We start from the raw sequence: 10,952 nt of genomic DNA on the forward strand, positions 1-10,952 counted from the left end.
GCTACCAGCCGCCGCCTCCGCCGCCGCCAGCCCCTCCGCCGGAGGAGCCGCCGCCATGCGAGGCGGACGAGCCGGAACCGCTGTCGTCACTGCTGGAACCGGAGAAGCTGTCGACCGATCTCGGCGCCTCGGGTGGCACGGACGCCGTCATCAGCATCCGGTCGAGGTTCCAGGCCAGCGTCATCGCCTCACCCGAGGTCATCAGTTGCGTGAAGCCCTGTGGCTGGTAGTCCACCTCCACCGGCGCCAGCGTGCCCTTGCGCAGCTCGGCGGTGAAGCGCTGGGTCCACTGCCGCTCGACCCCCAGGGCCATGGCGTAGGGCAGATGCCGCTCGTACAGCGCGATGCTCATCACCGGAGCCTGGCCCGCCTTGTCCAGCACGTCCCTCTCGGCCAGGCTCAGGTAGTTGCGGTAGCCCTCCAGCTCATCGAGCAGGCGCCGTCCGGCGATGGTGGGCGAGCGCATGAGCTTGCGTGCCACGGCGACGATGGCGAACAGTGCCAGACACTGCAGCACGGCATCACCGCCCACCAGGCCTGCGGCCAGGCCCAGGCACACCAGGGCGAACAGCAGCAGCGGGAGTCCGGCCCCGATCATCCCGTGGGTCAGGCAGTAGAGCGTCCCGGCCCCCAGCAGCATTCCCAGCAGCATCAGCCAGACGGCGTTGTTCGCAGCCTCCGCGTCGCCCGTGGACGTCACCAGCAGCGCGATCCCCGTCACCAGGGCGAAGAAGGCACCGAACAGCCAGTGCCCGGTAGCATTGCTGAAGTTGTTCCGCTCGATCCCTTTGACGCTCTTCAGCAGCACCTCCAGGGCGTTCGCCAGACGCGGTTCGTAGCGCCCGCCCAGAGTCAGCGAGCCGCCCTCCCGCGTGATCAGGGCATTGAGCACGCGCCGCTCCTCCTCGCGTATGGCATCCCCGTCCACCTCGCCCCGCGTCAGCACCAGGCCGCTGGTGTCGCGTTGCAGGCTGAGCCAGCCGCGAATGGCCAGGTCGGTGAACATGATGCTCAGCGCCCGCACGCCTTTGCGGTCATGCTTCAGGCCACGGCGCCACACGTACCCGGCCATCAGCGGACTGACGCCCCGTGGCAGCTCGAACAGCGGGATCACCAGGCCCTTGGCCGGCCCGCGCCCCTTCGCCCACCAGATCAGTGCGTAGAACAGCAGCAACCCGCTGAAAGCGGCCACCAGCAGAATGCGCCGCAGGTTGTCGGCGAGCAGCACCAGCAGCTCGTCCCACCAGCCGGGGCGAGTGACCAGCCCCGCCTGCCAGGCCAGGGCGACGGTAAAACCTTCACGCGCATCCAGCTCGCGCGTGGTCGCCAGGCGCAGGCGGTTGCCCTGCTGCTCGAGCACCTCGTAGGCCCCTTCACGCGAACCCCGGTAGCCGGTATAGCCATGTGCCGCCTGGATCTGCGCGCCCTCCGGCAGCAGTACCTCGACGCTGGCGTGGCGGATCGGCAGCGACCAGTCATTGCCGGTCACGTTCCAGTAGAGTTCATCGACGCTGGCGTGATGCAGCAGCTGCGCATTCATGCGGTAGGTCAGTTCGTAGACATGAGGCCCGGACTCGAGCCGCACATCGGCGCTGCCCAGACGCAGACGCAGGGCATGCTCGAGGCGCTGCTCGGTGACGCTTTCCGGACGCCCGTCACGCGTGGCCGATATCAGTGTCAGCGGCGTGCTGCGCAACAGGCCGTTGCCCAGGCGATAGCGGACGGGAATGTCGCGGTAGATACCACGGACGATCATCTTGCCCTCGGCCGTCACCGCGATGCGCTCGGTCACCAGCACGTCGCCACTCGGCTCGACCTGCATGCGCACGTCATAGGCCTGAATCGCCTCCTCGGCACGCAGGCCGAACGCGCAGAAACAGCACAGCCACAACAGCACCCGCAGTCTTCCTGACATGACACTCTCCTCGATGCGCGTACCTGCGCAGCCATCTCTCGGGCAAATCGGAGCGGCACCCTACCCGAGCGACCCGGCGAGAAAAAGCGAATACCGCACAGGCGCAGGATATTCGCCGGCAGAGCGACGGCGTGCTACCAGCCGCCGCCTCCACCGCCACCGCCGCCGCCACCGGAGGAGCCGCCCCCGGACGAACCACCCGAGGAGCCGCCCGACGAACTGCTCGACGGTGGCGTCGAGGCCAGGGCGGCCACACTGCTCAGGCCCGTGGCCAGGGCGCTGCTCATGACCTGCGCCGAGCTGAAGCGGCGACGGCTCTCATACCAGTCCGGCTGGTAGTCACGCAGCTGCGGATCGATCAGGCCACTGGCCAGCGCCTCGCTGAAACGCGCGCTCCATTTGTCCTCCACGCCCAGGGCCATGGCGTAGGGCAGATGGCGCTCGTACAGCGCGATGCTCATCGCCGGGGCATCAGCGGCCAGCGCCAGGACGTCGCGCTCGGCCAGTTGCAGGTAGTCACGGTAGCCTTCGAGGCCGTCCAGCAGGCGGCGCCCGAGCAGCGTCGGCGCCGGCAGCAGGATGTAGGACACCACCAATAGCAGCAGATACAGCGCGATCAGCAGAATGGCCGCCCAGGACGTCACCTCGGCGATCATCAGCAGGCCCATCGGGACCGGCCAGAAGAACATCAGTGCGCCGAAGCCCATGCCGAGCTTCTTGCCGAACGACGGCTGGTGCAGCGCCAGCGTGAACATGATCAGCGACGCCACGGCGAAGGCCAGGCTGAACGCCAGCCCAACCAGCGCCATGGGCCAGTCGTCGTCGCCCCTGGCGTCGACCAGCAGCATCGTCAGACACGCCAGCAAGGCCCAGAACAGGCCCAGCGTCCAGATCCCACGGTTGTTGCTGAACCAGGCCTTGCCCTGTTTGCTCAGGTGTTCACCGAGGCCACCGAGGGCGTCGGCCATGCGCGGCTCGTACTTGCTGCCGACCTGCAACGAGGCATCCGCCTTATCGGCAGGCAGCAGGCGTTCGAGCACGTCGGCGTCGAGCGCCGTCAGCTCACCATGTGCCTCGGTGCTGCGACTCAGGATGAAGCCACTGCGCGGCCGGTCCTTGATCAGCAAGTGCTTGCCGATGGCCATGTCGGTAAGCCATACGCCGAAGGCGTGCGCCGCCGAGAAATCGCCACGCAGGCCACGGTGCCAGAGGTAGCCCACCTGCACCGCCGTCATGTTCTGTGGCGCCTCGAACAGGGGAATGATCACGCCCTTGCGCGGGTCTCGCCCGACGCGACACCAGGCGATCAGGTAGAACAGCGCGAGTCCGAGCAGCAACGCCGCGCCGAGGGCCAGGCCCAGATTGTCACGCAGCAACTGGGCGGCACGTTGCATGGCCGTGGGCCGTGGCACCAGGCCCGCCTGCCAGTCCACCGCGACCGTCAGGCCGTGATAGGCCGGCAATTGCCCGGTAGTGGCCAGGCTCACGAAGTCGTCACTGCGCAGCAGTACCTCATAGTCCTTTCCCTGCGCGCCAGAGGCCCCCGTGTAGGCCGCCAGCTGGCCGATCCGCGCCCCGGCGGGCAGGCGCACCTCGACCGAGGCACGGCGAATGGGAAAGACCCAGCCGTTGCCGGTGACGTTCCAGTACAGCTCATCGCGATCGGCGTGATGCAGCAGGGCGCGCTCCACCCGGTAGCGCAGCTCGTAGCGATAGCGTCCAGGCTCGAGCAGCACCGACGACGAGCCGAGGTAGTAGCGCACCCAGGCGCCGTTGCGTTCGCTGTGCACCGACTCGGGCTGGCCATCGCGGGTCACCCCCAGCAGGGTGATCGGGCTGGTCTCCCGCAGGCCCGCCGGCAACGCATAGCTGACCGGCAGATCGCGGTAGATGCCACGCTGGATGTCCTGCCCCTCGGCACGCACGAGGATGCGCTCGGTCACCAGCAGGTTGCCGTCGCTCTCGACCTGCAGGGTCACGGCGAAGTGTTCGATCGCTTCTTCCGCCAGTGCCAGACCGGGCAGCAGGCAGGCCACCAGCAGCAGGCCACGTAGCCATCCTTGCATGTTCAGAACTCCATCTTCGGTGACTCGGCGTCACCCGGATCATCCAGGCTGAAGTACTCGGCCTGCTCGAAGGCGAACGCCCGTGCCACCAGGTTGCTCGGCACCGACTCGACCAGCACGTTCAGTTCGCGCACCGCACCATTGTAGTAACGCCGGGCCATCTGGATATGGTTCTCGACCTCGCTGATCGAGCCCTGCAGCTCGCGAAAGCGCTGATCCGCCTTGAGCTCCGGGTAATCCTCCACCAGCAGGAACAGCTGACGCAGCTGGCTGCCCAGTTGCGCCTCCACCGGCGCCCGCTGGCCCAGCGGCGAATCCCTCAGCTGCTCCGCGCGCTGCCGCTCACGCACCAGCCGCTCCAGCGTCTGCTGCTCGTAGCCCAGATACTGCCGCACGCACTCCACCAGCGCCGGGATCAGGCTAGAGCGCCGCTTGAGCTGCACATCGATGCCGCTCGCGGCCTCGGCCACGCGGTGGCGATTGAACACCAGGCGGTTGTAGTAAAAGACCGTCGCACCGGCCAGCACCAGCAGCACGCCGACGCCCCACCATAAACCCGAACCCTGCATAGCTTCTCCTTGTTCAGCCTGTTGTGACGGCGACTGTCCTCATCGCGACACCCCGGGGGGACATCCCGGCGCGATGCTCGTATCCTGTAATGCCAGCCAACCCGCGAGGCCCGCATGCAGATCGAGCTGATCGAGATACGCGATCACCTGAATCGCTTCGCCCCCTTCGACAATCTGCCGGAGCAGACCCTCGACGATATCGCCCGGCAAGTGCAAGTAGGCTACTTCAAGGCCGGCAGCGAAATCCTCATCGCTGGCGAACCGATCCACGAACTGCACTATGTACGCAGCGGCGCGGTGGAGATCCACCGGCGCAGTGGCGAACTGCACAATCGCCTGACCGAAGGTGACCTCTTCGGCCAGGCCGGCCTGCTGCGTGGCAACAAGGTACGCCTGGCCGCCAGGGCGCTGGAAGACAGCCTGATCTATTTCATCCCCGGCCCGCTGTTCCAGCAGCTGTGCGACCAGTTCGACAGCTTCGCCGATTTCGTCGAGGCCGAAGGCCAGTCGCGGCTCAAGTCGGCCCTGGAAGACAGCCACGGCAAGGCCAGCGAGCTGATGAAGATCAAGGTGCGCAAACTGATCGGCCGGGCGCCAGTCAGCGTGCCGCTGGACATGCCCGTGCAGCAGGTGGCGCAGGTGATGAGCGAGCAGAGCGTATCCTCGGTGATCATCGTCAACCCCGGCCGGCGCTGGCCCAACCCGGCGCAGGTGCAGGTCGCCGACCAGCAGACCCAGGTGATGGCGGGCATCCTCACCGACCGCGACCTGCGCGTGCGCGTCCTCGCCGAAGGGCTGCCCGGCGATACCCCGGTCAGCCAGGTGATGACACCCGGCCCGGTCACCGTGCAGGCCGACGAGTCGGTGTTCGAGGCCATGCTGTGCATGCTGCGCAACAACATCCACCACCTGCCGGTGCTGCAACGCCGGCGCCCGGTGGGCATGATCTCCCTCGCCGACGTCATCCGCTACGAGTCGCGCAGCAGCCTCTACCTGGTCAACAGCATCTTCAACAAGGACTCCGTGGACGGCCTCAAGGGCCTGCTGCCGGACCTGCACGCCACCTTCGTGCGCATGGTCGCCGACGATGCCAGCGCACACATGGTGGGCCGCGCCATGAGCAGCATCGGCCGCGCCTTCACCCGCCGCCTGCTGGTGCTCGCCGAGGAGAACCTGGGGCCGCCGCCGGTGCCCTACTGCTTCATGATCGCCGGCTCGATGGCGCGCGACGAACAGCTGCTGCTCACCGACCAGGACAACGCCCTGGTGCTCGACGACAGCTTCGACCCGGAACAGCACGACGCCTACTTCGCCGAACTGGCGCAGTTCGTCAGCAACGGCCTGGCCGCCTGCGGCTACGCCTACTGCAAGGGCGGCATCATGGCCAGCAACCCCAAGTGGCGCCAGCCGCTGAAGGTCTGGCGCGGCTACTTCACGCGCTGGATCGAGCAGCCCAACCCCGAGACCCTGCTCAACAGCAGCATCTTCTTCGACCTCGACGGGGTGTACGGCAAGACCGCGCTGGTGGAGAACCTCAAGGAGTTGCTGGCGGAAAAGGCCAGCGGTACCCCGGCCTTCCTCGCCGCACTGGCGCGCAACGCCCTCAACCGCACGCCGCCGCTGGGCTTCTTCCGCACCTTCGTGATGGAAACCGACGGCCGCCAGAAGAACATCATCAACCTCAAGGGACGCGGCACCGCGCCGCTCACCGACCTGATCCGCGTGCACGCCCTGGCTTGCGGCTCCAAGGCGCAGAACTCGCTGGAGCGCCTCGACGCCATCGCTGCCACCAAGCTGCTGCCCAAGGAAGCCCTGGATCACCTGCGCTACGCCTTCGAGTTCCTCAGCCTGGTGCGCATCCGCCACCAGGCGCGCGAGGTGGAAGCCGGCAACCCGCCGGACAACTACGTCGAGCCGGAGCAGTTCAGCTCCAGCGAACGCCACCACCTCAAGGAAGCCTTCCAGGTGGTGAGCAACGCGCAGAAATTCCTGCGCTTCCGCTACCCGGCCCAGCCGCTGACCCGTCCGCAATGAGTGCCGATCACAACCCGGACTGGCCGCAGCGCTTCGCCGAACTCGCCGCCAGCAGTCAGGACGAACGCCTGCGCGCCTATTACGCGGCTGGCTGCATCACCGCCGATACGCCCCTGGCCGAGGCGCCGCTGGTGGCGCTGGACGTGGAAACCACCGGCCTCGATCCGCGCGAACATGCCATCGTCAGCCTCGGCCTGGTGCCGCTGGACCTGCAGCGCATCCGCTGCGCCGAGGCGCGCTACTGGGTGGTCAAACCCACCAGCGAGCTGAGCGCCGAGTCGGTCACCTTCCACCACATCACCCACTCCGACATCCGCCACGCACCGCGCCTGGCCCATGTGCTGGAGGAACTGCTGGAGGCCCTGGCGGGCAAGGTAGTGGTGGCGCACTACCGCAACATCGAGCGCAACTTCCTCGACCAGGCCCTGCGCGAGCACCTGGGCGAGGGGCTGCTCTTCCCCATCATCGACACCATGGAGCTGGAAGCGCGCTTGCATCCCAAGCGCACGGTCAGCTGGTGGGACCGCCTGCGCGGCCGCGAACCGCTGTCCATCCGCCTGGCCGACAGCCGCCTGCGCTACGGCCTGCCGCTGTACAGCGCCCACCACGCCCTGACCGACGCCCTCGCCTGCGGCGAACTGCTGCAGGCCCAGGTGGCCAGGCACTACCCGGCGCATACGCCGGTGGGCGCGCTGTGGAGCTGAAGCCGCTCCTACAGGTCCGTCGTGCCGGCCGAGTCACGCAGGGTGGATAACGCGAAGCTTATCCACCATCAGGCGAGCGGATGGCCAAGATATGGCCGGCGGAGCGCCATCTGCTCAACGCCGCAGAAGCATCGCGGCTGAAGCCGCTCCTACGGGGTCGGTGGCGCGAGCAAGTAGCCTTCACCCTACGGGCTCCGCGTGAGGATCATCCATTCAGGACAACGCAGATACACACCCATGAATCGCCGCAAGAAGATCAAGCAACTACTCGAAGCCCACGCCAGGAAGGCCAACGCCAAGCTCGCGCCCAAGAGCAACAAACCCAAGTACATCAGCAAGGCCGACAGGGCGAAGCTGGCGGCTGATGCCGCTCAAGAGAGCGTCACGCCCGCTGAGTAAGACGCAGACAGAGAACATCGCGGCTGAAGCCGCTCCTACAGGTCAGCCGCGTAGGGTGGATAACGCGAAGCTTATCCACCACCAGGCGGGCGGATGGCTGAGGAGTGACGGGCAGAGCGCCGTCTGCTCAACGCCGCAGAAGCATCGCGGCCAACGCCCCTCCCACAGGAGGCAGTGGAACTAACCCAGCACCTTGTCTGCCGTGTACACCGCCTCGTCGAGAAACGCGTTGACCGCCGGATGGTCGCGTTCGCCCTTGCGATAGGCGAGGAACACGCCGCGCTGGATGTCGGGCAGCAGGGGCACGGCGGTGACACCGGGCAGCGGGCGGACCAGGCGCAGGCCGGAGACGATGGAGATGGAGTTGCCGGAAGCGACCATCGCCGCGACCATCTCGAAACCGGCGCAGTGCGCATTGATGCGCGGCGCGAAGCCCGAACGGCGACACAGGTTGGTGATGAATTCGCCGAACGAGCTGCCGGTGGAGTCCAGCGCCCAGGCCTCCTCGCGCAGGTCGGCGATGGTCAGGCTGGCGTGCCTGGCCAGGGCGTGGTCGATGGGCAGCAGCACGTGCAGCAGGTCCTGGGTCAGCGGGATCAGCGCGTAGTGCTCGCGGTTCTCGTCCGGGGTCACGGCCAGGTCGTCGATCACCGCCACGTCGATCTGCCAGGCGCCCAGGGCACTGAGGCTTTCCTGCGGCTCCAGCTCCAGCACCACCACGTTCAACCGGGGATAGCTGCTGCGCAGGGCGCGCACGGTTTCCGCGATCACCGCCACGGAGATCGACGCGAAGGCCGCCACGCGCAGTTCGCCGGCCACTTCGCCGCGCAGCAGCGCCAGCTCCGAGCGGGCTTCGTCGAGCACCATGAGGATGCGCTCGGCATGCGCCACCAGACGCTCGCCGGCCGGCGTCAGCACGACACCGCGCCCACGCCGCTCGATCAGCGCGACATCCACCTCGCGTTCGAGCAAGGCGACCTGTTGCGACACGGCCGACGGCGTCAGGTGCAACGACTCGGCAGCGGCCGCCATGGTGCGGCAACGGGCCAGTTCACGCAGGGTGCGCAGGCGGGTGATGTCCATGGCAGGATCTCAATAGTTAAGAGTTGCTAACGAATATATTAAAAATAAATCAGTATACATAATGATAAAGCCGTTCTTAGATAGGGTTGTCCACACGCGCGGAACCGGGCGCGTGTCCACTCACCCAGAAGAAGAACCTCGCCATGGCTATCAGCGTTTTCGACCTGTTCAAAGTCGGCATCGGCCCGTCCAGCTCCCACACCGTCGGCCCGATGCGCGCGGCCGCCCTGTTCACCCACGCCCTGGAGAACCACGGCCACATGCCGCAGGTGACCCGTGTCGTCGCCGAGCTGTACGGCTCGCTGGGCGCCACCGGCAAGGGCCACGGCAGTGACAAGGCAGTCCTGCTCGGCCTCAGCGGCCATGAGCCGGATACCGTCAACGTCGACCAGGTCCCCGAGTACATCGACACCATCCGTCGCGACAAGCGCATCGTCCTGGCCGGCAAGCACGCCGTCGCCTTCGACGAGAAGGCCGACCTGAAGATGTTCCGCAAGGCGCTACCGCTGCACGCCAACGGCCTGCGCTTCGCCGCCTTCGACGGCGCGGGCATCCAGGTGCACGAGGCCACCTACTACTCGGTGGGTGGCGGCTTCGTGGTCAGCGAGGCGATTCTCGCCGATGGCTCCAAGCACAAGGTCATCGCCCCGGACGCCACGGCCCTGCCGCTGCCGTTTCGCAGCGGCGCCGACCTGCTGCGCCTGAGCCGCGAGCATGGCATCGGCATCGCCGAGGTGATGCGCCGCAACGAACGCCACTGGCGCAGCGACGAAGAGACCGACGCCGGCCTGCTGGAAATCTGGAAGGTGATGCAGGCCTGCGTGGAGCGCGGCTGCCGCACCGAAGGCATCCTGCCGGGCGGCTTCAAGGTGCGCCGGCGCGCGGCGATCCTGGCGCGCAAGCTGGGCGGCTTCCAGCGCAGCTACATGGAAGATCCGCTGCGCATGCTCGACTGGGTCAACCTCTGGGCCCTGGCCGTGAACGAGGAGAACGCCGCCGGTGGCCGCGTGGTCACCGCGCCGACCAACGGCGCCGCCGGCATCATCCCGGCGGTGCTGCACTACTACGCCAACGCCATCTCCGGCGCCAGCGAACGCGGCATCATCGACTTCCTCCTCACCGCTGGCGCCATCGGCATCCTGTACAAGGAGAACGCCTCGATCAGCGGCGCCGAAGTGGGTTGCCAGGGTGAAGTCGGCGTGGCCTGTTCGATGGCGGCCGGCGCGCTGTGCGCGGTACTCGGCGGCACCCCGGAGCAGGTCGAGAACGCCGCCGAGATCGGCATGGAGCACCACCTGGGCCTGACCTGCGACCCGGTCGGCGGCCTGGTGCAGATTCCCTGCATCGAGCGCAACGCCATCGCCTCGGTGAAGGCGATCAACGCCGCGCGCATGGCGCTGTACGGCGACGGCGCGCACTACGTGAGCCTGGACAAGGTGATCAAGACCATGCGCGAGACCGGTGCCGACATGCTGACCAAGTACAAGGAAACCGCCCGTGGCGGCCTGGCGGTGAACATCATCGAATGCTGATGTTCGATCGCTAGACGCGAAAACGCCGCGAACTTGCAAAGGTTCGCGGCGTTTTCGTTGCTGCCGGGGGAAGCCCTCTCCCAGTATCGGAAGAGGGCCAGCGGCCGCTCAGCGCGGCTCGCTGCTCAGCCCCTTGATGATCGCCACGCAGCCGACCAGCAACACCACGGTGAACGGCAGGCCGGTCGATACCGCCATCGCCTGCAGGGCCACCAGGCCACCGCCAAGCAGCAGCGCGACGGCCAGGGCGCCTTCCATGATCACCCAGAACATCTTCTGCGAGACCGGTGCGTTGATCTTGCCGCCAGCGGTGATGGTGTCGATCACCAGCGAGCCGGAGTCCGACGAGGTGATGAAGAACAGCACCACCAGGACGATCGCGGCGAACGAGCTGATGGCGCTGATCGGCAGCTGATCGAGCATGACGAACATCTTCAGCTCCAGGGCCGCCTGCTGCAGTTCGGTGAGGCCGCCGAGGGCCTGGTGCAGCGCGGTCCCGCCGAAGGTGCTCATCCAGATCACCGACACCAGCGACGGCACCAGCAGCACCGCCGTGAGGAATTCACGCACGGTGCGGCCACGGCTGACCCGCGCGATGAACATGCCCACGAACGGCGACCAGCTGATCCACCAGGCCCAGTAGAACGCCG

General features: G+C 67.2%; 9 protein-coding genes. 4 read left to right on the forward strand and 5 right to left on the reverse strand.

Annotation, left to right across the window (positions count from 1 at the left end; genetic code table 11):
• Position 1: 1 nt before the first annotated feature.
• From E4487_RS09110 to E4487_RS09120, 3 genes are all read right to left on the reverse strand, one after another.
• The gene (locus E4487_RS09110) at positions 2-1,915 is read right to left on the reverse strand and encodes a DUF2207 domain-containing protein (protein WP_175253181.1); all 1,914 of its coding nucleotides are present in this window, start codon (positions 1,913-1,915) and stop codon (positions 2-4) included.
• A 134-nt stretch (positions 1,916-2,049) separates the two neighbouring features.
• Positions 2,050-3,981 (reverse strand): DUF2207 domain-containing protein, encoded by a 1,932-nt coding sequence (locus E4487_RS09115; RefSeq protein ID WP_175253182.1) that lies wholly within the window; start codon positions 3,979-3,981, stop codon positions 2,050-2,052.
• Between the two features lie 2 nt (positions 3,982-3,983).
• On the reverse strand, positions 3,984-4,550 hold the full coding sequence (locus tag E4487_RS09120) for a LemA family protein (RefSeq protein WP_175253183.1): 567 nt from the start codon (positions 4,548-4,550) through the stop codon (positions 3,984-3,986).
• A gap of 114 nt (positions 4,551-4,664) precedes the next feature.
• Here E4487_RS09120 and E4487_RS09125 point away from each other — a divergent pair, with 114 nt between their 5' ends.
• The 3 genes from E4487_RS09125 (at position 4,665) to E4487_RS09135 (ending at position 7,687) form a co-directional block, all read left to right on the forward strand.
• Entirely contained in the window at positions 4,665-6,584 is a 1,920-nt protein-coding gene (locus tag E4487_RS09125) for a DUF294 nucleotidyltransferase-like domain-containing protein (RefSeq protein WP_037055600.1), read from the forward strand.
• Positions 6,581-7,288, forward strand: coding sequence for a 3'-5' exonuclease (locus E4487_RS09130; RefSeq protein WP_037055601.1), 708 nt, complete (start codon positions 6,581-6,583; stop codon positions 7,286-7,288). The genes E4487_RS09125 and E4487_RS09130 overlap by 4 nt, the downstream gene beginning before the upstream one ends.
• Positions 7,289-7,525: 237 nt before the next feature.
• Positions 7,526-7,687, forward strand: coding sequence for a DUF2986 domain-containing protein (locus E4487_RS09135; protein ID WP_081876536.1), 162 nt, complete (start codon positions 7,526-7,528; stop codon positions 7,685-7,687).
• Positions 7,688-7,867: 180 nt separating this feature from the next.
• Here the strand turns inward: E4487_RS09135 and E4487_RS09140 are convergent, their stop codons facing one another.
• Positions 7,868-8,770 carry a LysR family transcriptional regulator gene (locus tag E4487_RS09140; RefSeq protein WP_037057521.1) on the reverse strand — a complete coding sequence of 301 codons (903 nt, stop codon included), beginning with the start codon at positions 8,768-8,770 and terminating at the stop codon, positions 7,868-7,870.
• 143 nt (positions 8,771-8,913) lie between these two features.
• Here E4487_RS09140 and E4487_RS09145 point away from each other — a divergent pair, with 143 nt between their 5' ends.
• Positions 8,914-10,302 carry an L-serine ammonia-lyase gene (locus E4487_RS09145; protein WP_047588376.1) on the forward strand — a complete coding sequence of 463 codons (1,389 nt, stop codon included), beginning with the start codon at positions 8,914-8,916 and terminating at the stop codon, positions 10,300-10,302.
• 108 nt (positions 10,303-10,410) lie between these two features.
• On the opposite strand, the gene E4487_RS09150 is transcribed toward E4487_RS09145, so the two are convergent.
• Positions 10,411-10,952, reverse strand: a 542-nt coding sequence (locus E4487_RS09150; RefSeq protein ID WP_175253184.1) for a BCCT family transporter, incomplete at its 5' end; no start/stop codon positions are given.

It is taken from the genome of Pseudomonas sp. BMW13, from assembly GCF_013357275.1.
Taxonomy (GTDB): Bacteria; Pseudomonadota; Gammaproteobacteria; order Pseudomonadales; family Pseudomonadaceae; genus Aquipseudomonas; species Aquipseudomonas khazarica.

What these genes read in the sequence shown, in the direction of transcription:
- E4487_RS09130 (WP_037055601.1), top strand. Translation starts at nt 6,581, where the DNA reads ATGAGTGCCGATCACAACCCGGACTGGCCGCAGCGCTTCGCCGAACTC.
- E4487_RS09125 (WP_037055600.1), top strand. Translation starts at nt 4,665, where the DNA reads ATGCAGATCGAGCTGATCGAGATACGCGATCACCTGAATCGCTTCGCC.
- E4487_RS09120 (WP_175253183.1), bottom strand. Translation starts at nt 4,550, where the DNA reads ATGCAGGGTTCGGGTTTATGGTGGGGCGTCGGCGTGCTGCTGGTGCTG.
- E4487_RS09110 (WP_175253181.1), bottom strand. Translation starts at nt 1,915, where the DNA reads ATGTCAGGAAGACTGCGGGTGCTGTTGTGGCTGTGCTGTTTCTGCGCG.
- E4487_RS09115 (WP_175253182.1), bottom strand. Translation starts at nt 3,981, where the DNA reads ATGCAAGGATGGCTACGTGGCCTGCTGCTGGTGGCCTGCCTGCTGCCC.
- E4487_RS09140 (WP_037057521.1), bottom strand. Translation starts at nt 8,770, where the DNA reads ATGGACATCACCCGCCTGCGCACCCTGCGTGAACTGGCCCGTTGCCGC.
- E4487_RS09135 (WP_081876536.1), top strand. Translation starts at nt 7,526, where the DNA reads ATGAATCGCCGCAAGAAGATCAAGCAACTACTCGAAGCCCACGCCAGG.
- E4487_RS09145 (WP_047588376.1), top strand. Translation starts at nt 8,914, where the DNA reads ATGGCTATCAGCGTTTTCGACCTGTTCAAAGTCGGCATCGGCCCGTCC.